This window comes from Pseudomonas sp. GD03842 (assembly GCF_029841165.1).
Lineage (GTDB): Bacteria > Pseudomonadota > Gammaproteobacteria > Pseudomonadales > Pseudomonadaceae > Aquipseudomonas.
In genome coordinates this window covers 169,554-192,585 of sequence record NZ_JAOCEA010000008.1, presented here as the reverse complement: position 1 = coordinate 192,585, position 23,032 = coordinate 169,554, and the positions used below count along the sequence as shown (strand labels likewise).

The window sequence follows — 23,032 nt, the reverse complement described above, 5'->3', positions numbered from 1 at the left end:
GGGTTCCGCCTGGCATGTCAGCAAGCCATTACCTGATGGCAAAAAAACGCCCCGCACCTATTTTTCCGGTGCAGGGCGAGGCGTACGCAACGCAAGACGGTATAGGGTCGCTTCAAGCCGTCAAGCCACGGGGCAGGAGGGCGCGCTGCGGTCGAGTTGGCGCGACCGAGTACGCCGCGCGCACATCGGAAGATGGCTCCTGAACGTAGCCAGGCAGCACATTCATGGGCGCCATGCACGCGTGATCTCGTGCAAGCAGCGCCGCGATGCGCGGGCTGCGATTGGAGTGATCGCCCACCACGACGATGTCCCCGCGAACGCCATAGGCCTCCTCGCACAACAGGCCGCCAAGCGGGCCAGGCGTGCCGCGTGCCACATTGAGGATCAGCAGGATGTTCAACGCCCGGCATAGCCGTTCCACACCCCGCACATAGGCGTGAGTGGCTGGCGTCACTACGGTTTCGCCCTGTATGGGCTCCAGAACGATGGCCACCGTGCGGGAATCCACGGCTGCTTCGACGGCGGCCAGATCGTTGAACGGGACACGGCAGAAATCGGTCGCGAGGGATTCGAGCAGTCCATCGAAACGGCCGCCGCTGGCCGAAAGCACACCACAATGCCCGCGCCGGTGGCGTTCGCCCCATAAGCGGGCAAGTTTCATCGCACCCGTAAAAGCGTCGTACTCGGCAGCGAAGAACCCGGCCTCATCGCTGCCGGTGCGCTGGCGCAGACGTTCCAAGGGCGGCAACAGGCTGGAAGGTTCGGCGACAGAAGAGGGCGATTCGGCGACTGAGCGCAGCCGTTTGAACAGGTTCATGCGCGCAATCCCTCGAGTGGCAGGCCAAGCAAGCGATCGCTCCAGTCCTCGACGCGACCGGTGCGCAGGCGTTTCAGGGCAATGTCCCGCCAGCGGGTCGACAATACCGGGCAATCGACAAGTTTCTTGAGGCCCGCGTGTTCGAGCGGCTCCTGGAAAAAACTGCGCAACGCCCAGGCCACGGTGAGGCCGGGGTAGCTGCGCTGAATAAGCTGGAACTCGTCCTCGGGGCTGACAAAGCCGGGTTTCAACACGCGATAGAACCAGCCACAACGGCCCGTTTCCTGGGCATGCTGGGGCAACCCTTCGATCCCCCAGCGGTGGCTCAGCCGGTAGCAAGGGGAGCGTGGCTGGCTGATCTGCAGAAGTGCCTCGCCCCAGCGAAAGAGATCCCCGAGGCAGGCATGCTCTTCAGTCAGCCCGCTGGACGACAGGTTTTCCCCAAACGCGGGCGCACACCAGTCAACGTTCGGGTAATGCTTGCGCCAGTAGGCGTAATGCTCGGAGGGGTAATGGTGCAGGGCGCGTTCAGGCCCAGTGTGGAAGCGCGGATCGCCGTGCTCATCGGTGCCCAGCCCTTGCGGCCATAGCCATAAGCGTCGGTCTAACCGGTGCTTGTCGATATCGCTGATCAATCCATGACCCAGATTTTTCGCTTTACCTATGTAAACACCGTCAACACGAACACTGTTCATTCTGCCGCGAGGTCCTGTAACCCTAGAGAGTTGCGGGTAGACTATGCGTCAGCCAGGCAAACGACCATTTCGATTTTCCAGCCATTTCGATAAGCAGGGCTTATGGATTTCCGCCAACTGCGTTATTTCGTCGCGGTCTACGAAGAAGGCCATGTGGGACGTGCGGCCGAACGGTTGTCCTTATCCCAACCGGCACTGTCGCAACAGATCCGCCTGCTCGAACACAGCCTCGATGTGAGCCTGTTCGAGCGCAGTAGCAAGCGTTTGCTGCCGACCCTGGCCGCCCACACGCTGTACAACCACGCCGTTCCGTTGCTGGAGGGTATGCAGCGGGCACGCGATGCGCTGCGCAACTTCAAAGGTCAATCGCAAAGGACGCTGGCCATTGGCGTGATGCAGACCGTGCATTCCAGCCTGGTTCCGCAAATGCTGGAGCATGTGCGCAAGGCGCAGCCACATCTGGTGGTCCAGATTTACGAGTTGAGCGCGATGGAAATTGAACGACGTCTGCTCAACGGCTCGCTGGACATCGGCATCAGCTATTTGCCACCACGTCAGCCGGGGCTGCACGGACTGATGCTCTACGAAGACGAACTCAAGCTCGTCATCCCGGCCAATCATCCGTTGCGGGATTTCAAGAAAGTCTCGATGAGCCAGGCAGCCGAGCTGCCGATGTTGCTACTGGGTGAAGAATTTCAAGTGAGGCAGATCTGGCAAACGCAACTGAGCAATCTGGGGCGCCGCGCCCACGTCCAGGCCGAACTGAACAACATGGCGGGCATTCTCGACAGCCTCGCCCACATGAAACTGGCCACGGTGCTGCCGGGGCGGGCCGAGGGCATCCAAGATAATGAGGAGCTGTTGTGGAAGCCTCTGAGCGAGCCGCGAGTTCCACTGCAGATCGGGCTGGTCTACCGAGACGCACAGCGGCAGCAAGCCACGTTGGCATTGTTGAAAACGGTGTTGGATGAAGTAGAGAAACCGGTGATCGTGCCCTGATCGACCGATACGGCAGCCATATACCCGCGTGAGGCTCAACGTGACACCCCAAAACCGATTTCCGGCATGCGGATAAAAGAAAACCCCGCCGAAGCGAGGTTTTCCAGACTGTTTCCCTTTTGACTTCCCTTTCACCCCACCGTCCTGGCAGGCAATCCTTACGTGTCCGTGTTATCTGTTTGCGCATCCTGCGCGACGTCCATGTGTGTAGATTAATGTTGGATCCATTAAAACGGTAGAGCTATTTTTCCAACACGTCGTGTAAGCAAAAGCTTACACGACGAGGACATTCAGAACTCAGAAGCGTCCAGCAGGTAGAGCGGTTCGCTCCCGGCCTGTACGGAGGCGGCGAGCGAGTGAATTCTCGGCAACAGCCGCGCGAAGAAGAACCGTGCAGTGCCCAGCTTGCTGGCGTAAAAGCTCTCCTCCGACGCCTTGTCGAGAGCGGCCTTGGCCGACATCGCCCACATATAGCCATAAGCGGTGTAGCCAAAGGCATGCAGATACTCGACGGACGCCGCGCCGATTTCATTCGGGTTGGATTTCGCGCGATCCAAAACCCAGTCAGTCAGTTCGTCCAGCTTAGTCAGCGCCATGGCCAAAGGCTTGGTGAATTCACTCAGAGCGCTGTCAGACGCCGCAATGAACTGGCGAACTTCATCGGAGAACAACCGGTAGTACGCCCCGCCGCTGGCGACGACTTTGCGCCCCATCAAATCCAGCGCCTGAATGCCGTTGGTGCCTTCATAGATCTGGGTAATGCGTACATCCCGCACCAACTGCTCCTGCCCCCATTCACGGATATAGCCGTGGCCGCCGAACACCTGTTGGCCATGGACCGTAGTTTCAAGACCCATGTCTGTCAGAAAAGCCTTGGCCACGGGAGTCAACAGTGCGACCAGGGCATCGGCGCGCTGGCGCGTCTCGGCGTCTTCGCTGTATTTGGCGATATCCAGCTGCAGCGCGACGTAGGTCGAAAACGCGCGGCCACCTTCGTTCAGCGCCTTCATGGTCAGCAGCATGCGACGTACATCGGGGTGCACGATAATCGGATCGGCGACCTTATCCTTCGCCTGAGCGCCGGTGGGTGCGCGGCTCTGCAGTCGATCACGGGCGTATTCGATTGCGTTCTGATAGGAGCGCTCACCCGAGGCCAGACCTTGAATACCCACGCCCAGGCGTTCGTAGTTCATCATGGTGAACATGGCGGCCAGCCCTTTGTTGGGCTCGCCGACCAGGTATCCCTCGGCCTGATCGAAATTCATTACGCAGGTGGCTGAGGCCTGAATCCCCATCTTGTGCTCGATGGAGCCGCAGGAAACGGCGTTGCGCGTTCCAAGGCTGCCGTCGTCATTGACCAGAAATTTCGGTACCAGGAAGAGCGAAATGCCTTTCGGCCCGGCTGGCGCATCCGGCAGTTTGGCCAGTACCAGGTGAATGATGTTTTCAGTGAGGTCATGCTCCCCACCCGTGATGAAGATCTTGGTGCCGCTGATCGTGTAGGAGCCGTCAGCCTGTGGCTCGGCCTTGGTGCGGATGATCCCAAGATCGGTGCCCGCATGAGCCTCGGTAAGGCACATGGAGCCTGCCCAGATTCCCGCGTACAGGTTAGGCAGGAATTTGGCTTTCAGGGTTTCGCTGGCGTGGGCATTGATGGAAACGCAAGCCCCCGACGTCAGCATCGGGTACAGCCCGAACGCCAGACTGGACGAGTTGACCATCTCCTCGACCTGCGCCGACACTGCCTTGGGCATGCCCATGCCACCAAACTCCGGGTTGCCCCCTACGCCCACCCAACCGCCTTCGGCGTAGGTCTTGTAGGCCTGCACGAAGCCTGCTGGAGTGGTCACGACGGTATCCTTCCAATGGCATCCTTCTTCATCGGCCGCTCGGCTGAGCGGCGCGACGGATTTGCCAGTGACCTTGCCTGCCTCTTCGAGGATCGCCTCGACGGTTTCCGCATCCACGTTTTCAGCCAATTCGGGCAGGGAGGCCCACAGGCTGGAGACGTCGAATACTTCATTGAGGACGAAGCGCATATCGCGCAACGGCGCTTTGTAGTCAGCCATGGCAAACCTCGCAAACAGCAACAGATACCCGGAAAGAGGAGCACCGCAGGTCATCGGCGGCGCCAAGTGTGTCAGCTGGCTCGAGTGTACAGGAACACCATTTGCGACACATAGGGTCAGGTAGTGACCATTTATCAATTAATGGTCACAAACAGATGAGCCCCACCCCTTCGCCTTTACCAAAAGGGTTAAGGCGCTGCTTGATCACGTAGGAGAGAAAGGAGATCAGCCGACGGCAGCCATTCGGACAGCGCCGCGCTTGGTGGTCTGGCCGTATGCGATGACGCAATTCCGACCGGCGCCCTTGGCGGCGTACAGGGCCTGATCCGCAGCTTTGAGCACTTCTTCAGGATTGCGATGCTCTGGCTGACGTTCGGCAACGCCAATGCTGACGGTCACGGAAACGGTTGACGCTTGCGAACCGGCCCGGCGTTGACGCCCCTGCTGATCATCCTGGGGGCGGTTTTCCTGGTTGCGCAGGTGGATCGCGTAATTGGCGATGGTTTCGCGAATGACCTCAAGGTGAGGCATGCATTCGTCCAGCGTCTTGCCAGCAAATACAATGGCAAACTCTTCACCGCCGTAGCGGTAGGCGCGGCCGCCGCCATTCGTGATTTTGGACAGTTTGCTTGCCACCAGACGCAAGACTTGATCCCCCACGTCATGGCCGTGGGTGTCATTGAATTTTTTGAAATGATCGACGTCACTCATGGCCAACACGTAATTGCGTCCCAGCCTCTGCATGCGTTCGTTGAGGGCCCGACGCCCGGGAAGGCCGGTCAACTCATCGCGAAACGCCATTTGATAGGCCTCATGAGCGACAGCTGCGGCAATCATCAGCATCACCTGACTGCACATGATGTTCAGCGTGAATGGCAGGATGAAGGTTTTCGGCAGCGCCCAGAACAACCCGAGCAGCCCCACGATCTGTGCGGCGTGCAAAGGGCGCGGCTTACGAACGTACTGCGTGATCAAAATCGCGAATGCAATGAGGAAGGTCGCGTAGGACAGCTGGATCAGACTCATCCATTCGCCATGCAGCGAGGGCCAGCGAATGTCGGCCAACCAGGCGAGCAGCGCCTCGGGAAAGCTCTGCTCAAGGCCCAACGCAACGCCCCCAACCGCCACCAACACCGCGAGCCGCGCAATCAGATCCTGGCCGAGATGAGTGCGTTCTTCCCACGCGGCAAACAAGCCGTACATCACCGGCAACAGCAGACAACACAGGTGAAACACGACCGCTGCATCTTCCCGAACCTTGCCATGGTCGCGGTAGTAGTCCGTCTGCGTATCGAGCAGAAAATACGCGACGTAGACCGTCACCATCAAAAACAGCTCACGCTGACGCTTGTAGACACCGCAATAGGCGCCACCCAGCAACAGCACCAAGGTCGGCAGCACGTTGAACAGTGACGTGAAGAACACATTGAGGTCCTTCACGTAGGCGGCAGCAAGCCCGGCGATAAATAACGCCAGCGACGGTAAAAAATGGCTGATCCGTGCAGTGGATGCGCCCAGCAAAAGGACTTTCTCCAACCCAAGTGAGGCGAGTGTAATTCAAAATGGCACAGTGCCTGTATCGGCGAGGTGCACAATATGATGAGAAAAAAGTGTGATTGGGTTGCACGAGAGCCGAAAGGTGAAAACAAAAAGCCGCTGGGCCCGAAGGACCAGCGGCTTTGAAACACAGACCGGACGTCGATCAGTACGCCAGACCGAAGTGCTCCTCGTTCATGTCCATCAGGTTACTGGCGCCCGACAGCATGGCCGCAACGTGAGTCCGGGTGCGCGGAAGGATGCGCTGGAAGTAGAACCGGGCGGTTTGCAACTTGGCGGTATAGAACGCTTCGTCTGTGGTGCCGGCAGCCAGCTTCTCGGCAGCGACCCGCGCCATGTCGGCCCAGAAATAGGCCAGACACGCATAACCTGAGAACATCAGGTAATCCACGGAAGCAGCGCCGACTTCTTCACGGTCTTTCATGGCTGCCATCCCGACCTTCATGGTCAGCTCGCCCCACTCTTTGTTCAGCGCCGCCAATGGCGCGATGAACTCGCTGACCGCTTCGTTGCCTTCCTGGGCCTGGCAGAACTTGTGGACAATCTTGGTGAAGCCTTTGAGCGCCTCGCCCTGCGTCATCAGCACTTTACGGCCCAGCAAATCGAGGGCCTGCACGCCCGTGGTGCCTTCGTACAGCATCGAAATACGGCTGTCACGAACGTTCTGCTCCATGCCCCACTCGGCGATGAAGCCATGGCCACCGTAGATCTGGATGCCATGGTTGGCAGACTCGAAACCGACCTCGGTCATGAATGCCTTGGCGATCGGCGTCATGAACGCCAGCAGGCCATCGGCTTGCTTCTTGGCCTCGGCATCTTCGCTGTACTTGACGATGTCCACCTGCTTGGCAGTGAAATACACCATCGCCCGCGTGCCCTCGGCGAAGGCTTTCATGGTCAGCAGCATGCGACGCACATCAGGGTGCACGATGATGGGATCCGCCGCCTTGTCTGGCGCCTTCGGGCCGGTCAACGAACGCATCTGCAGGCGCTCACGGGCGTATTTCAAGCCACCCTGGAAGCCGATTTCGGCATGGGCCAGACCTTGAAGCGCCGTCCCCAGACGCGCGGTGTTCATGAAGGTGAACATGCAGTTCAGGCCTTTGTTCGGAGGCCCGATCAGAAAGCCTGTCGCGCCGTCGAAGTTCATCACGCAGGTGGCGTTGCCATGGATGCCCATCTTGTGCTCGATGGAACCGCAATTCACAGCGTTACGCTCACCGATGCCACCTTCGGCATTCGGCAGGAATTTAGGAACGATGAACAGCGAGATGCCCTTGGTGCCGGCCGGGGCATCTGGCAGGCGGGCCAGCACGATATGGACGATGTTGTCGGCCATATCGTGTTCGCCAGCGGAAATGAAGATTTTGGTACCCGACACTTTGTAGGAGCCATCGGCCTGAGGCTCGGCCTTGGTGCGCAGCATGCCAAGGTCAGTACCGCAGTGAGGCTCGGTCAGGCACATGGTGCCGGTCCACTCGCCGGACACCAGCTTGGTCAAGTAAGCCTCTTGCTGCTCGGGGGTGCCGTGCTCGGAGATCGTGTTCATCGCGCCATGGGACAGGCCGGGGTACATGCCCCACGACCAGTTCGCTTCGCCGACCATTTCGCTGACCGCCAGACCCAGCGACTCCGGCAGCCCCTGACCACCGTGGGCGACGTCGTGAGCCAGGCTTGGCCAGCCGCCTTCGACGAATTGCTTGTAGGCCTCTTTGAAGCCGGTCGGGGTTTTCACGCCCGACTCGCTCCAGGTGCAGCCTTCGGTGTCACCGACGCGGTTCAACGGGGCCAATACCTGCTCACAGAATTTGGCGCCTTCCTCGAGAATGGCGTCGACCATGTCAGGCGTGGCGTCCTGGCAGGCTGGCAGACTCTGATAGTGCGCTTCATAGCCAAGCAGTTCGTCACGAACGAAGCGAATATCACGCAAGGGAGCCTTGTAGTCAGGCATAGCGATAAACCTCTGCTGATGAATCCTGGAAATTGGCTGACCGTCGGGTCACGGTGGGGGCCTACCCCATTTCACATGGCCGGACATTGCCGAAGGTCAAACAGGTGTTTGAAACATACGTTTACGCCTGGCTCGTTGTCAAGGGCGCAACCAAAACCTTTCTTCCCCGATCAGAGGGACGCCCATGCACCGCGCGCACGCGACGACCACAATCGGCGGGACATGAGGATGAGTTTAGTCGAGCGGACACGCCGGGGCGGCTCATGAAAAGCTGCGATTCGGTCGCGTGATAGGGCGTTATTCAGAGCGAGAAGGGAAATGCGAACGTGCGCCGAAGCGCACGCTGGGGAACAGGTCAGGCGTAGGTGTCGATCAGTGTGCCGAGCATTTCATCGCTGGCCTTTTCAACTTTGACGCCAGCCATGACTTGAAACTTGCCTTCGGCCATCTCGACGACATTGGACGCCAGATCCGAACGATCCGGGCGCTCGACCGCTCGCAGACGTTCAAGTTGATAGTCGGAAGACTGACTACGGCCCGACACCTCGCTCGCTGGACTCGCCAGTTGTGTCGCAGCCTGATCCACTCGGTCCTGACCCACCTGGATGGCGGTCAACCCCGGATACAGCGTGTTGTTCAGAGAAATCTGCATGACCTGAGTCCCTTGTTCAAAAAACGAACAACGTCATTAAACCAGTAACGACGGCGAAACACCCAGCAAAAAGACTAATGGCATTGGGCCTTGTGATAGAGGTCACAGCTTGGGACCGCTCAGGCGTGCGTCCTGCCACATTCCGGCTAATCCAGCAACTCCAGATGCAGATGCCCCGCCACCGTTTCCGGCGTGGGCTTTTTCAAGTGGGGGACGCGTCCCAAGCAGGGGGCAGGCAGCCGTTCGGCCAGGGTCGCGAGATTCTCTTCCAGGCGGGAAGTCTTCGGATCGATGATGTTGGCCACCCACCCTGCCAGTTGCAATCCGTCAGAGGCAATGGCTTCAGCGGTCAGCAGCGCATGGTTGATGCACCCCAGGCGCACGCCCACCACCAGAATCACGGGCAACCGCAGCGCAATGGCCAAGTCCGAAAGGTTGGCTTGGTCTGCCAGCGGCACGCGCCAGCCTCCCGCGCCTTCGATCACGGTAAAGTCAGCGTTCTTCCCCAGAATGTGGCGCATAGGCTCGAGCAGCGATTGCACGGTCAGCGCAATGCCCGCTTCACGGGCGGCCAGATGCGGGGCGATGGCCGGCTGCAGGGCAACCGGGTTGACCTCGTTGTAGGTCAGTTCAACCGAGCACTCCCCGCGCAATGCGACGGCATCTGAGTTGCGCAGGCCTTTAGGCTTCACATCGCAGCCCGATGCGACGGGCTTACCTGCCGCCGTGCTCAATCCGGATTGCCGGGCCGCATACAGCAGCCCGGTGGAAATGGTGGTCTTGCCCACCTCGGTGTCGGTTCCCGTGATGAAATACGCAGCACTCATCGTGGCGACCTTTCGTTCAGATGTTTTCAAACTGTTGCCCACTGACTATAGCGCTCGGGTGAGCGACGCTGGTGAAGCTCATCATTCTTTAAACCGTTGCTGTTTTTTCCAGCACGGCATAAACGACCTGATAAGTCGCCGGCAGCCCGTTTTCCTTCCGGTAGCCTTCGTACGCCGCGATCAGCCTTTGAATACGCGCCCTGCCGGTCAGCCCGTCTGGACGCCCTGGATTGATATTGTGCGCGCCCAGTGCCTTGAGCTCATGGGTCAGGCTGCGGACATCCGGGTAGTGCAACACATGAGGTAACACATTTACGCTGCGGACCTGCATGCCGCTGGCGGCGCAAAGTCGTTGGTACTCCTCCAACGCCCTGAACCGGTTGACATGCACCCGACCGTCCACAGCTCGCCAACTGTCGCGCAACTCCTGAAGGGTGCCGACGCACAGGCTGGCAAAACCCAATAGCCCACCCGGCTGCAACACGCGCTTGGCCTCGGATAACACCGCGGCAAAGTCCCCACACCACTGCACAGCCAGGCTGGAGAAAATCAATCCGACACTGGCGTCCTTCAAGGGCAGGTTTTCCGCATCACCGGCGAGGTAATGCCCCGCACCGCCCAAAGGCCTGGCGTGTTGCAGCATGCCTTCGGCGATGTCCAGCGCGATGCCTTCGCTGTCGGGGAAGCTCTGGGCAAGCAGGCGGCTGAAGTATCCCGTGCCGCTGCCCAGATCCAGCCAACGCGCAGGGGACGTGGCGGGCAGACGCGACATGAGCTCGGTGCCCACCGCGCGTTGCAGTTCTGCAACACTGTCGTAACTGGCTGCGGCCTTGGAAAACGATGCAGCCACCTGGCGCTTGTCGGGCAGATGATTTTGGAAGTTCGCCTGTTTCTGCTTCACGGCCTTGAGCACCGCACAGTGGGAAAGATCAGTCATCACCGGACTCGTGTAGGAACGCCTGGACCGCTGCCGCGACGCCATGAGGGTTTTCGAGAATGAACGCGTGGCTGGCCTGCTCGATGACACCAACTTCTATGTCCGGCATCAGCGTCAGTAAATCCGCAGACGCCTCGGCCGGCACCAAGGCGTCCAGGCCACCGAACAAATGCAACTGGGGGCCCCGATAGGTGTGCAATGCTGCACGGGTATCCATTTGTTCGAGCAATTTAAGGCTTTCGATCAGCCCCGCGCTGGAGGCCAATGGAGCACCAGCCTTGAGCTGCCGGGACAGAGCGCGAGGCTCTTCGGCGCCTTGTACGCACAGTAAGCTGAAACGCTTGAGGGTGTTCTGCGGATCGATCTTGCAACCGGCAATGAAGCCATCGAAGTCCGTCTGGGGCATCGCATTCGGCCACTGGCTGCGGGCGACGAAACAGACATTGCTGGCGAACGTCGCCAACCCGCAACAACGTTCGCCGCGTCGCGCGGCCAGCTCGGTCGCCAGCATGCCGCCTAATGACCAACCGCCAAGCCAGGCATTGTCCGGAAGGGTGGCATCCAACTCGTCGAGCCATTCGTTCAGGTCGTCGCTTTGCAAGTCCGGCAGGGGCTCGATGTCAACGTGCAGATGCTCATCGAGTCCGCGCAACGCCGCCGCCAGCGGTTCCAGTGGAGACACGCCAAGCCCCCAACCAGGCAACAGGATCAATCGATCACGCATCGTAAGGCTCCTCCGGTTCATCCCTGCCGTTCGAGTCAAGCGCCAGCAACGGATAGCACTGCTCCAATGCTTGCAACAATAGCTGCACTTGAGCAGCGCTGTGTGCCGCAGACAAGGTCACCCGCAGTCGAGCACTGCCGACGGGCACGGTAGGCGGGCGGATCGCAGTGACCATCACCCCCCGCTCGCGCAGCATCTGCGACAAGCGCAAGGCCCGGTCACTGCTACCGATGAGGATCGGCTGGATCGGGGTGAAGCTGTCCATCAGCCTAAGTCCCAATGCCTGCGCGCCTTCGCGGAACTGTTTGATCAGCGATTGCAGATGCTCGCGACGCCAGTCTTCCGTACGCAGCAATTCAAGGCTTTTCAACGTTGCACAGGCCAGTGCGGGAGGTTGGCTGGTGGTGTAGATATAGGGCCGAGCGAATTGGATCAGGGTCTCGATCAGTTCCTCGCTCCCAGCCACGAAGGCCCCTGCCGTGCCAAAGGATTTGCCGAGCGTGCCGATCAGCACCGGGACGTCGTCGACAGTCAGTCCGAAGTGCTCGACGATTCCCGCGCCTTGCGCGCCCAGTGGGCCGAAACCGTGAGCATCGTCGACCATCAGCCAAGCGTTCCTCGCCTTGGCAGCCCGGGCGAGTGCGGGCAGATCGGCGACATCGCCGTCCATGCTGAAGACGCCGTCAGTTACCACTAACGTATCGCCCGTGGCCTTTTCCAGGCGGCTCTTGAGGCTGTCTGGATCGTTGTGCAGATAGCGCGAAAACCGCGCGCCGCTGAGCAACCCCGCGTCGAGCAGCGAGGCATGATTGAGGCGGTCTTCCAGGACGGTATCACCCTGCCCCACCAAAGCGGTCACAGCGCCAAGGTTGGCCATGTAGCCATTGGAAAACAGCAACGCGCGCGGGCGCCCGGTGAATTCGGCCAACGCCTCTTCCAGTGCATGGTGCGGCGTGCTGTGGCCGATCACGAGATGCGATGCTCCCCCGCCAACGCCCCAGCGCTCAGCGCCGGTTTTCCAAGCGTCGATGACGGCAGGGTGACTGGCCAGCCCCAGGTAATCGTTGTTACAGAACGCGAGCAGCGGCTTGCCGTCGACTACCACTTGCGTGCCTTGAGGGCTCTGCAGCAGCGGACGTTGTCGGTAGAGGTGCTCGGCACGCCGGGCAGCGAGACGTGCGCTCAGATCGAAGGACATGCAAGCCTCGTGAATTCAAATCGCGGAATCAAAATGGACGCCGCGCCTGAAAGAGCGAACCGGGCCATGATCGCAAGGCCGCGCCCAAGCCCAGCATGGGTGAAATCGCTCCCACAGGGAGTGTGTCGATCAATCAACTGAGTAACGTCGACCTTAAACTGCCGCGTCGTAAAACAGTTCGCTGCTCATTTGCTCCACCAATGCCTGCTCGATCGCCGCTTGATGCACCTCGTCCGAATGCTCTTCGCGGGCTTCCGGCTGAATCCCGAGCCGGGAGAACAAGAGCATGTCTTTGTCGGCCTGTGGGTTGGCAGTGGTCAGCAGCTTGTCGCCGTAGAAGATCGAGTTGGCACCGGCGAAAAACGCCAAGGCCTGCATTTGGTCATTCATCGCCTCACGGCCAGCTGAAAGGCGGACGTGCGATTTCGGCATGAGAATGCGCGCCACGGCGAGCATCCGAATGAAATCGAAGGGATCGACGTCCTCCGCATTGGCGAGCGGCGTGCCCGCGACTTTCACCAACATGTTGATGGGCACCGACTCGGGGTGCTCTGGCAAGTTGGCCAACTGAATCAGCAAATTGGCGCGATCGTCCAGCGACTCACCCATGCCCAGAATGCCGCCCGAACAGATCTTCATGCCCGCGTCACGCACATAGGCCAGCGTTTCCAAGCGCTCGCTGTAGGTGCGGGTGGTGATGATGCGCGTATAGAAATCCGGCGAGGTGTCCAGATTGTGGTTGTAGTAGTCCAGCCCGGCCTCGGCCAGGGCCTTGGTCTGATCCTGATCGAGCTTGCCGAGCGTCATGCAGGTTTCCAGCCCCATGGCTTTCACGCCTTTGACCATCTCCAGCACATAGGGCATGTCTTTCGCAGAGGGGTGCTTCCAGGCGGCACCCATGCAGAAACGGGTCGAACCAATGGCCTTGGCGCGCGCCGCTTCCTCCAACACTTGCTGGACCTGCATCAGCTTTTCTTTTTCAAGCCCGGTGTTGTAGTGGCCGGACTGAGGGCAGTACTTGCAGTCTTCCGGGCATGCGCCGGTTTTGATCGACAGCAGCGTCGAGACTTGAACACGATTGGCGTCGAAATGAGCGCGATGCACGGTTTGCGCCTGAAACAGCAGGTCATTGAAGGGCTGTGTGAACAACGCCTTGACCTCGGGTAAGGTCCAGTCGTGACGCAAAGTGGCATTGATACTGGCGCTCATGGGCGGCTCCTTCATGACTTTTAGGCGAGTACCCGGGCGGCTCGCTCGGCAGGCGATACCAGAAAAACCACAGGCATAACACGGATGTTCGGCATCTTTAAGGAAGTCCCATGCGCTGTCAACCACACGAAGGAGGCCAGGTTTACATCTGGTTAAAAAACGTACAGACCTGTTTGCTGTGCGACGAGCGAACGGATACCACTCTTCCCATTTGCACCGCGTGTGAAAGCGAGTTGCCATGGTTGATCGACTTCTGCGACCACTGCGCGCTGCCCATGCCGATGTCCGGTTTGACATGCGCGCAATGCGTTCGACACCCACCAGCCTTCAGCGAAGTTATCGTGCCGTGGCTGTACGACTTCCCTATCGACGCGCTGGTCACACGCTTCAAGCACCAAGGCAAATGGCCGCTGGGGCGCTTGCTGGCTGAACTCCTCAGCCAGACATTGCGTCACCGCTTCGAAGAAGACCTCGAGCGCCCGGAGTTGCTGATGCCCGTCCCTCTGGCCGATGGACGATTGCGCCAACGCGGTTACAACCAGGCCGCCATGATCGCGAACTGGTTAGGTTCAGTGATGAACCTCGACGTGGATGAAACCCTGGTCAAGCGGATAAAGGACACGCCTGCGCAGCAGAGCCTGAACGCCAAAGCCAGGAGACGGAACCTTCGGGATGCGTTCGTGCTGCCAATGCCGGCGAAGGTGTCCGGGAAACACATCGCGCTGATCGACGACGTCATGACAACCGGCTCGACCGCCGACACCCTCGCCCGACTGCTGCGACAAGCCGGTGCGAAACGGGTGGATCTGTATTGCTTGGCGCGCACAGCGAAGCCCGGACAGTGAAATCGAAAGACCTGCGCGCAAAGCGCTCGATCAAGCAGCGCTGCCGCACCTCAAGCGCTACCGAACCCAGACCACCTTCAGTCACCGCTTGCTGAAAAATTTTGGATTACACTGACGCTCCTATTCATTCACCCTCTGCCGACCCCCAGCATGTCTTTGCCCCCTTCCCTCACTCAACACATGGTCCGCCGCCCGCATCGCATCGCGCTGTTGCAGCACATTGCCGAGCAGGGCTCGATTACCCGTGCCGCGAAGAGCGCGGGGTTGAGCTACAAGGCGGCTTGGGATGCCATCGATGAGCTGAACAATCTGGCGCAGAAGCCGCTGGTCGAGCGCAGCGTGGGCGGCCGTGGCGGGGGCGGGGCGAAACTGTCGAATGAAGGCGAACGGGTTCTGCGTTTGTACCAGCGTTTGCAGGCCTTGCAGACTCAGCTCCTGGAGACGCCCGAGGCATCTGACGATCTGGCGTTGTTGGGCCGCCTGATGCTTCGCACCAGCGCACGCAATCAACTGCACGGCGAAGTCGAAAGCATTACGCCATTTGGGCGCAATGACATGATCAGACTAATCATGGCAGGGGACCTGCGGATCGACGTGCAAGTCACTCGCGACAGCAGTCAGCGGCTAGGGCTGGAAAAAGGCGTTCACGTGTTCGCTTTGATCAAGGCCAGTTGGTTGACCATGATGCCCGCCGGCCACGCCGTAACAACTGGACACAATTGCTTGTCTGGCAATATCGAGGCGGTGCTCGAGGGAGAGGACGGCCCAAGTGAAGTGAAAATTGGGCTGTCAGGCGGTCAGATATTGTGCGCGATGGCGGAGCCCGATCATCTCAACGCTTTGAATTTAAAGCAGGGCAGCGAAGTGGACGTTCATTTCGCCCCATCGTCCGTGTTGATCGGCACGCCGCTGTAATCGTAGGCAGGGTGGGGCATCGACGCTCAGTGCTGTCATTGAACGGACACAATAGCGTCATCCGGGCTGAATAAGGTTTGCGCCAAAACCGCAGGAAGCCCCGTGATGAAATTATTAGAAGCGCATCAGCCCACCGACCTCGAAACCCTCGTCACTCGTCATGACACCGGCCTGACCCGCCGCGGCTTCATTGGCGCAGGCGCACTGTGCGGCGCCGCCATGTTTCTGGGTGGCGATTTGCTGAGCCGCAGCGTGTTGGCTGCGAGTGTCAGCGCAGGCCATAGCGCGCTGATGGGCTTTGACAGCATCCCCTCCTCTACCGCAGACAGCATCACCCTGCCGCCGGGGTACACCGCTTCTGTGTTGATCAGTTGGGGCCAGCCCTTGCATAAGGGCGGCCCCGCATTCGACCCGCACGGCCAAGGTACGGCCGAGGCTCAAGCGCTGCAATTCGGCGACAACAATGACGGCATGAGTCTGTTCACTTTCCCGGGTGACAACCCTTCCACCGCCAAGCGCGCGCTGTTAGCGATCAACAATGAGTACACCAATTACCGCTATCTCTTCGACCACGGCAAAAACCCGCAATCGGCTCACGACGTAGAAAAAGCCCTGGCCAGCGAAGGGGTTTCGGTCATTGAAGTACAGCGTGAGGGCAACCAATGGCAATTTGTCCAGGGCTCACCCTACAACCGGCGCATCCATGGCAACACGCCGCTTCGCCTGAGCGGCCCTGCCGCCGGCCACGCTTGGTTGAAGACCGCCGCCGATAGCACGGGTACACGTGTGCTGGGCACCTTTCAGAACTGCGCTAATGGCAAAACACCATGGGGCACCTACCTGACGTGCGAAGAAAATTTCACTGACTGCTTCGGCAGCAGCGATCCAGCTCAGACGTCCGATGCAGCAGCCAAGCGTTACGGCGTCGTGGCCACCAGCAAGGACGTGAACTGGCATCCTCATGACCCGCGTTTCGACGTGGCGAAGAACCCCAACGAAATGAACCGCCACGGCTGGGTGGTGGAAATCGACCCGTTCGACCCTTCGTCCACGCCAGTCAAGCGCACCGCCCTGGGCCGATTCAAGCATGAAAACGCAGCGGTCACCGAAGCCAAAGACGGCCGCGTGGTGGTGTACATGGGCGATGACGAACGCGGCGAGTTCATCTACAAATTCATCAGCCGCGACACAATCGATCGGAGCAACCCCAAGGCCAATCGAAACCTGCTCGATCACGGCACGCTGTACGTCGCGCAGTTCGATGACGGCGATGCCGATCCGGACCATCCCAAAGGCAGTGGCCGGTGGATTGAGCTGACCCATGGCAAGAACGGCATCGAGGCTTCCAGCGGCTTTGCCAGCCAGGCCGAGGTGTTGATTCACGCGCGCCTGGCCGCCAGCGTCGTCAAGGCCACGCGCATGGACCGCCCGGAATGGATCGTGGTCAGCCCCACCGATGGGCGGGTGTATTGCACGCTGACCAATAACGTCAAACGGGGCGAGGACGGGCAGCCCGTCGGCGGCCCGAACCCGCGGGAAAAGAATCAATACGGGCAGATTCTGCGATGGCAGGAAAAGGGGTCGGATGCGGCGGCGCTGGCATTTTCATGGGATCTGTTCGTCGTCGCGGGTAATCCGGAGGTGCATGCGGGCACACCTCAAGGCGGCTCCAGTCAGATCACGCCGCAAAACATGTTCAACAGCCCGGACGGGCTGGGTTTTGACAAGGCGGGTCGCCTGTGGATCCTCACCGATGGTGACTACTCGAATGCGGGAGATTTTGCAGGCATGGGTAACAACCAGATGCTTTGCGCCGACCCCGCCAGCGGAGAAATCCGTCGATTCATGGTGGGCCCGGTTGGTTGCGAGGTGACGGGGATTACCTTCGCACCGGATCACAAAGCGCTGTTCGTGGGAATCCAGCACCCCGGGGAGAAAGGCGGCTCCACCTTCCCAGACCATTTGCCGAATGGCACACCCAGATCCTCGGTGATGGTGATCACGCGGGACGACGGCGGGGAAATCGGGGGCTAAGTCAGCAACCGGAATGCACGACCCCTCCTCAGCGTCTGGAGAGCGTCGGCATGCGTCAGACGCCCCTAAACAGGGGCTGCCGTGCAATGGCCGTCACGCGGTGTGTCGGCCAAGCCACGGCTGAGTTACCATCACTGGCCCGACGCGGCCCCTGCCGCGCGCAGGAGTCAGTATGGCCCACCCCTTTGAAACACTTACCCCGGATCTGGTGCTGGACGCGGTCGAGAGCATCGGCTTCGTCAGCGACGCGCGTATTCTGGCGCTCAACAGCTACGAGAACCGCGTCTATCAAGTCGGCATCGAAGATGGCCAGCCACTGATCGCCAAGTTTTACCGTCCCGGTCGCTGGACCACCGAGGCCATCCTCGAAGAGCACAGCTTCACCGCCGAGCTCGCCGAGGTGGAAATCCCGGTCGTGGCGCCCCTTGTCCACAATAGCCAGACGCTATTCGAACACGCTGGGTTTCGCTTTACGCTCTTCCCCCGAAGAGGCGGTCGAGCACCGGAGCCCGGCAATCTGGATCAGCTTTATCGCCTCGGTCAGTTGTTGGGGCGTATCCATGCGGTAGGCGCTGCGCGTCCGTTCGCACACCGCGAAGCGTTGGGCGTGAAGAACTTCGGTCAGGACTCACTGAACTACCTGCTGGAACATGACGCGATCCCCCGCAGCTTGCTCCCTGCTTACGAATCCGTTGCCAAGGATTTGCTCAAGCGTATCGAAGACGCCTATGCCGCGATCCCGCATCAGAACATCCGCATGCATGGCGATTGTCACCCCGGGAACATGATGACCCGCGATGACATTTTCCATATCGTCGATCTGGATGACTGCCGCATGGGGCCTGCCGTTCAGGACATCTGGATGATGCTCGCCGGCAGTCGTCAGGATTGTCTGAGCCAGTTATCGGAACTGATGGACGGCTACAACGAATTCCACGATTTCGACCCGCGCGAACTTGCGCTGATCGAACCGCTGCGAGCATTGCGCCTGCTGCACTACAGCGCGTGGCTCGCTCGTCGTTGGGACGACCCTGCTTTCCCCCACAGTTTTTCCTGGTTCGGTACCGAACGCTATTGGGGAGATCAGGTGCTGGCGCTGCGAGAACAACTGGCGGCGTTGAACGAAGAACCGTTGAAGCTGTTTTGACCGCTACCGCATCACGAAAACACTTGCCGAAGGACCACCCATGCAAGCTGCCAACCCGCGTCGCGGGTACGTTCTGGGCCTCAGCGCCTACATCATCTGGGGGCTGTTTCCGATCTACTTCAAACTGCTGTCTGCCGTGCCTGCCATTGAGATCATCGTGAACCGCGCCATCTGGTCGGCCGTCTTCGGCTCGCTGCTGCTGCTCGTGTGGAAACACCCCGGCTGGTGGCGTGAGTTGCGGGAGAACCCTCAACGCCTGGCGATTCTCACCGGCAGCGGTTCGCTGATCGCCATCAACTGGCTGATCTACGTCTGGGCGGTGAACAACAACCACATGGTCGAGGCCAGTCTGGGGTATTTCATTAACCCACTGATCAACGTGATGCTGGGCATGGTGCTGCTGCGCGAGAGGCTCCGCCCGCTGCAATGGGTGGCGGTGACGTTCGCGCTGATCGGCGTGTTGCAGCAGGTCTGGCAGGTCGGCAGCCTGCCTTGGATTTCGCTGGCCCTGGCCCTCAGCTTCGGTTTTTACGGTCTGATCCGCAAAAAAGCGCCGGTGGCAGCGCTCCCGGGCTTAGTGGTTGAGACTTGGATTCTGGTGCCGCTTGCGATCGGCTGGTTGTTGTTCAACCCGATGGCGCACAGCGCGCAAGCCGAATTCTGGACGACATCAGAAGCCATCTGGCTGGCCGCAGCAGGTCCCGTCACGCTCGTCCCGCTGGTGTGTTTCAACGCGGCTGCTCGGCATTTGCCCTACGCCACCCTGGGCTTTTTGCAGTACATCGCGCCGATGCTGGTCTTGTCACTCGCGGTCTTGGTGTTCGGCGAACAACTGCCCTCCACCACCGTTGTCACCTTCTGCTTCATCTGGGCGGGGCTGATTGTCTACAGTGCCGACGCCCTCATGGCGACCCGACGACGCGCGCAACGCTGATCAAAAAACAACCACTTCGCTACAGGCCAGCTGCTTGCGGCCTGCAGCGATGTTTGCTCAGGTTATCCACACCCTCGTTCAACCTATTTGTGCACAAGCCGACGAAATTGCCTGTTTTTTGATCAATCACATCAAAGGCTTGCAGCGCAAGGGCCGCATACGGGTGTCCGCAGGTTATCCACAGGCAGACGCATCAAAAAACTGAATAAGTGCCTCATGGGTGTCGAGAGGCTGGCTTAAAGAGGGTCGTGCTCCAGGTTCAGCTCCACCATCAACTCATCGGCCAAGGTCTCAAGCCGTTCCTGTAACGTCTCCAGCGAAAGGCCCGCAGGTAGGCCCAGCAATGCGTGGGCACGAAACAGCAGCTCGCTGCTCATCGGGGCCGGCTCCACGCTCGTCTCCAGTTCTTCAACGTTAACCCCTTGCTCGGACAACACTCGAGACAGGTCACGCACGATTCCGGGCCGATCGTTTCCCACCAATTCCATGCTGATTGGCTTCCACGCATTTACTGGCTCATTGCCCAATTCCGCGAATTGCACGCGAATGCCGTGGATCGTCAGTTCTTGCAAAGCCGCCTTCAAGGCAGGTTGGCCCTCGAGGGGCGCCCCGATGCGCACGATTCCGGCGAACTGCCCCGCCAGATGGCTCATACGGCTTTCCAGCCAATTGCCGCCGTGATTTGCGATGCATGAGGCGATCCGCTCGACCACCCCAGGTTTGTCTGGGGCGAATACGGTCGCAATGAGATAGTCCATGGTCCACTCCTGATGGTCTTGTGAGTACAAGCCGATGAACGAAGCCTGCACAGGGATCGACCGAGTATAGGCAACCGCACCCAATGCGCGATTGAGGCCTGAGGAAACATTTTGTGTACTATTTATTCAAATCCATGGAACAATTCACCCTCTTCTTGAGAACATCCGTAACCTTGATGTGACTCTGCGAAGAGATTCAGTCGCTTGGTGACATATTTAGTCTGATTTTCACAACGCAACTCATCATGTAGTATCCGGCAGCGTTCACTACATAAGCACTACCACAACGAAGAAACAATGCCTGACTTAGCATCGCCGCCCCTGAAAGCCTGTTCCGCAAAGTGGATCACGCCTCGTTTCAGGTTACCCCTTCGGCCCAGCCGCCTGACAGGGCATGTTCTGGCAAGGGTAAGCGGCGATCACGATGGCTTTAACAAGAGAGCGCTCGAAGCGCACATAGCTAAGCAGAGTGAGGCAAGCAATGACTGAACACGTTCAAGTCGGTGGTCTTAAGGTCGCCAAAGTCCTTCTGGAATTCGTGAACAACGAGGCGATCCCCGGGACCGGCATCGACGCCACTGCATTCTGGGCCGGTGCCGACAAGCTGATCCATGAGTTGGCCCCGAAGAACAAAGCCCTGCTCGCCAAACGTGACGACTTCCAGGCGCGCATCGACGCCTGGCACCAGGCCAATGCCGGTAAAGCGCACGACGCCAAGGCCTACAAGGCCTTTTTGCAGGAGATCGGCTACTTGCTGCCGGAAGCGGCAGACTTCCAGATCACGACGCAAAACGTCGACGAAGAAATAGCCTCCATGGCCGGGCCGCAACTGGTGGTCCCGGTCATGAACGCCCGCTTCGCCCTCAACGCATCCAATGCCCGTTGGGGCTCGCTGTACGATGCGCTGTATGGCACCGACGCCATCTCCGAAGAAGGCGGCGCGGAAAAAGGCAAGGGATACAACAAGGTTCGGGGCGATAAAGTCATTGCGTTCGCTCGGGCGTTTCTCGACGAAGCCGCCCCTTTGGCGACCGGTTCCCACGTCGACTCCACCGGCTACAAGATCGTCGACGGGGTGCTGATTGTCGGCCTCCAGGACGGCAGCAACACCGGTCTGAGTGATGACACGCAACTCATCGGCTTTCAAGGGGAAGCCTCGGCCCCCACTGCGCTGCTCCTGAAACACAATGGCCTGCACTTCGAAATCCAGATCGACGCTGGCAGTCCGGTCGGCCAGACCGACGCGGCAGGTGTCAAAGACGTGCTAATGGAAGCGGCGCTGACCACGATCATGGACTGCGAGGACTCCATCGCCGCCGTCGACGCCGAGGATAAGGTGGTGGTCTATCGCAACTGGCTGGGCCTGATGAAGGGGGATCTGGCCGAAGAAGTGGCCAAAGGCGGTACAACGTTCACCCGCACCATGCATCCGGATCGGGTCTACACCTCGCCAAAAGGCGAGCCTGTGACGCTGCATGGACGTTCGCTGCTGTTCGTGCGCAATGTCGGGCATCTGATGACCATCGACGCGATTCTCGACAATCAGGGTAATGAGGTGCCTGAAGGCATTCTCGACGGTCTGCTGACCAGCCTGGCCGCCATCCACAACCTCAACGGCAATACCTCCCGAGCCAACAGCCGCACGGGGTCGGTGTACATCGTCAAACCGAAGATGCATGGTCCGGAAGAGGTCGCGTTCACACACGAACTGTTTGGTCGCGTCGAAGACGTGCTGGGCCTGCCGCGCAACACGCTGAAGGTCGGAATCATGGATGAAGAACGACGGACGACGGTCAATCTGAAAGCCTGCATCAAGGCCGCGAGTGAGCGCGTCGTGTTCATCAATACCGGTTTTCTGGATCGCACCGGTGACGAGATCCACACGTCGATGGAGGCCGGCCCAGTCGTGCGCAAGGCGCAGATGAAGGCCGAAAAGTGGATTGGCGCTTACGAGAATTCCAACGTCGATATCGGCCTCAAATGCGGCCTTCCAGGGCGTGCGCAGATCGGCAAAGGCATGTGGGCGATGCCAGACCTGATGGCCGCCATGCTCGAGCAGAAAATCGCTCACCCCTTGGCCGGGGCCAATACCGCCTGGGTCCCGTCACCGACCGCCGCAGCGCTGCACGCCTTGCACTATCACAAGGTCGATGTGTTTACCCGTCAGGCTGAACTGGCGCAGCGCGCACCGGCATCGGTGGACGATATCCTGACCATCCCGCTGGCCCCGAATACCGACTGGACACCTGAAGAAATCCAGAACGAATTGGACAACAACGCGCAGGGCATCTTGGGGTACGTGGTGCGCTGGATCGATCAAGGCGTGGGATGCTCGAAGGTGCCGGACATCAATGATGTCGGCCTGATGGAAGACCGTGCAACGCTGCGGATTTCCAGCCAGCTCATCGCCAACTGGTTGCGCCACGGCGTGGTCAGCGAGCGCCAGGTGATGGATAGCCTCAAGCGCATGGCGCCGGTTGTTGACCGACAAAACGCCCATGACGCGCTATACCGCCCGCTCGCACCGGACTTCGACAGCAATATCGCCTTCCAGGCGGCGGTCGAATTGGTGATCGAAGGCACGAAACAACCGAACGGCTACACCGAGCCGGTGCTGCATCGCCGCCGCCGCGAGTTCAAGGCCAAAAACGCTCGCTGAGCCGGGGAAACGAAGACGGTGTGTCTGCCAGGCACACCGTCTTTTTTATCGGCCAGGACCGACTGCCGTGCCTTCGGCCATCACGCGAGAGACTGGACTACGGAT

19 protein-coding genes are annotated in these 23,032 nt (G+C 59.8%); 7 read left to right on the top strand and 12 right to left on the bottom strand.

Annotated features, from left to right (window positions below; translation table 11 throughout):
- Positions 1-112: 112 nt before the first annotated feature.
- Positions 113-817: an aminotransferase class III-fold pyridoxal phosphate-dependent enzyme gene (locus tag N5D61_RS13695; RefSeq protein ID WP_279893232.1), complete on the bottom strand. Its 705-nt coding sequence runs from the start codon at positions 815-817 to the stop codon at positions 113-115.
- Entirely contained in the window at positions 814-1,512 is a 699-nt protein-coding gene (locus N5D61_RS13690; protein ID WP_108237784.1) for an MOSC domain-containing protein, read from the bottom strand. The genes N5D61_RS13695 and N5D61_RS13690 overlap by 4 nt, the downstream gene beginning before the upstream one ends.
- Positions 1,513-1,614: 102 nt before the next feature.
- Here N5D61_RS13690 and N5D61_RS13685 point away from each other — a divergent pair, with 102 nt between their 5' ends.
- Positions 1,615-2,511: a LysR family transcriptional regulator gene (locus N5D61_RS13685; RefSeq protein ID WP_279893231.1), complete on the top strand. Its 897-nt coding sequence runs from the start codon at positions 1,615-1,617 to the stop codon at positions 2,509-2,511.
- Between the two features lie 290 nt (positions 2,512-2,801).
- On the opposite strand, the gene N5D61_RS13680 is transcribed toward N5D61_RS13685, so the two are convergent.
- The 9 genes from N5D61_RS13680 to bioB all read right to left on the bottom strand — a co-directional run bounded on the left by N5D61_RS13680 (position 2,802) and on the right by bioB (position 13,635).
- On the bottom strand, positions 2,802-4,580 hold the full coding sequence (locus tag N5D61_RS13680) for an acyl-CoA dehydrogenase C-terminal domain-containing protein (protein ID WP_279893230.1): 1,779 nt from the start codon (positions 4,578-4,580) through the stop codon (positions 2,802-2,804).
- A gap of 225 nt (positions 4,581-4,805) precedes the next feature.
- Entirely contained in the window at positions 4,806-6,101 is a 1,296-nt protein-coding gene (locus N5D61_RS13675; protein WP_108237781.1) for a GGDEF domain-containing protein, read from the bottom strand.
- A gap of 181 nt (positions 6,102-6,282) precedes the next feature.
- Positions 6,283-8,088 (bottom strand): phenylacyl-CoA dehydrogenase, encoded by a 1,806-nt coding sequence (locus tag N5D61_RS13670; protein WP_279893229.1) that lies wholly within the window; start codon positions 8,086-8,088, stop codon positions 6,283-6,285.
- A 355-nt stretch (positions 8,089-8,443) separates the two neighbouring features.
- Positions 8,444-8,740: a pyrroloquinoline quinone biosynthesis protein PqqE gene (locus tag N5D61_RS13665; RefSeq protein WP_108237779.1), complete on the bottom strand. Its 297-nt coding sequence runs from the start codon at positions 8,738-8,740 to the stop codon at positions 8,444-8,446.
- Positions 8,741-8,886: 146 nt separating this feature from the next.
- Positions 8,887-9,567, bottom strand: coding sequence for a dethiobiotin synthase (gene bioD / locus N5D61_RS13660; RefSeq protein ID WP_108237778.1), 681 nt, complete (start codon positions 9,565-9,567; stop codon positions 8,887-8,889).
- An 88-nt stretch (positions 9,568-9,655) separates the two neighbouring features.
- A complete protein-coding gene (bioC, locus tag N5D61_RS13655) occupies positions 9,656-10,504 on the bottom strand; it encodes a malonyl-ACP O-methyltransferase BioC (protein WP_279893228.1) in 849 nt (282 codons plus the stop codon).
- Positions 10,497-11,228 (bottom strand): alpha/beta fold hydrolase, encoded by a 732-nt coding sequence (locus N5D61_RS13650; protein ID WP_279893227.1) that lies wholly within the window; start codon positions 11,226-11,228, stop codon positions 10,497-10,499. Before N5D61_RS13650 ends, bioC begins: the two co-directional genes overlap by 8 nt.
- Positions 11,221-12,426: an 8-amino-7-oxononanoate synthase gene (gene bioF, locus N5D61_RS13645; protein WP_279893226.1), complete on the bottom strand. Its 1,206-nt coding sequence runs from the start codon at positions 12,424-12,426 to the stop codon at positions 11,221-11,223. The genes N5D61_RS13650 and bioF overlap by 8 nt, the downstream gene beginning before the upstream one ends.
- A gap of 153 nt (positions 12,427-12,579) precedes the next feature.
- Positions 12,580-13,635: a biotin synthase BioB gene (gene bioB / locus N5D61_RS13640; RefSeq protein ID WP_108237774.1), complete on the bottom strand. Its 1,056-nt coding sequence runs from the start codon at positions 13,633-13,635 to the stop codon at positions 12,580-12,582.
- Positions 13,636-13,745: 110 nt separating this feature from the next.
- Between bioB and N5D61_RS13635 the strand changes: the two genes are divergently transcribed.
- The 5 genes from N5D61_RS13635 (at position 13,746) to rarD (ending at position 19,510) form a co-directional block, all read left to right on the top strand.
- Positions 13,746-14,480: a ComF family protein gene (locus N5D61_RS13635; protein ID WP_279893225.1), complete on the top strand. Its 735-nt coding sequence runs from the start codon at positions 13,746-13,748 to the stop codon at positions 14,478-14,480.
- A 150-nt stretch (positions 14,481-14,630) separates the two neighbouring features.
- Positions 14,631-15,395: a TOBE domain-containing protein gene (locus N5D61_RS13630; RefSeq protein ID WP_279893224.1), complete on the top strand. Its 765-nt coding sequence runs from the start codon at positions 14,631-14,633 to the stop codon at positions 15,393-15,395.
- A 105-nt stretch (positions 15,396-15,500) separates the two neighbouring features.
- Positions 15,501-17,429 (top strand): PhoX family phosphatase, encoded by a 1,929-nt coding sequence (locus tag N5D61_RS13625; protein WP_279893223.1) that lies wholly within the window; start codon positions 15,501-15,503, stop codon positions 17,427-17,429.
- A gap of 172 nt (positions 17,430-17,601) precedes the next feature.
- Complete coding sequence (locus N5D61_RS13620) at positions 17,602-18,576, top strand: serine/threonine protein kinase (RefSeq protein ID WP_279893222.1); 975 nt, start codon at positions 17,602-17,604, stop codon at positions 18,574-18,576.
- A 40-nt stretch (positions 18,577-18,616) separates the two neighbouring features.
- Positions 18,617-19,510 carry an EamA family transporter RarD gene (rarD, locus tag N5D61_RS13615; protein ID WP_108237769.1) on the top strand — a complete coding sequence of 298 codons (894 nt, stop codon included), beginning with the start codon at positions 18,617-18,619 and terminating at the stop codon, positions 19,508-19,510.
- Between the two features lie 236 nt (positions 19,511-19,746).
- On the opposite strand, the gene N5D61_RS13610 is transcribed toward rarD, so the two are convergent.
- Entirely contained in the window at positions 19,747-20,268 is a 522-nt protein-coding gene (locus tag N5D61_RS13610; protein WP_108237768.1) for an ACT domain-containing protein, read from the bottom strand.
- 481 nt (positions 20,269-20,749) lie between these two features.
- Here N5D61_RS13610 and N5D61_RS13605 point away from each other — a divergent pair, with 481 nt between their 5' ends.
- A complete protein-coding gene (locus N5D61_RS13605; RefSeq protein ID WP_279893221.1) occupies positions 20,750-22,927 on the top strand; it encodes a malate synthase G in 2,178 nt (725 codons plus the stop codon).
- Positions 22,928-23,032: the final 105 nt, after the last annotated feature.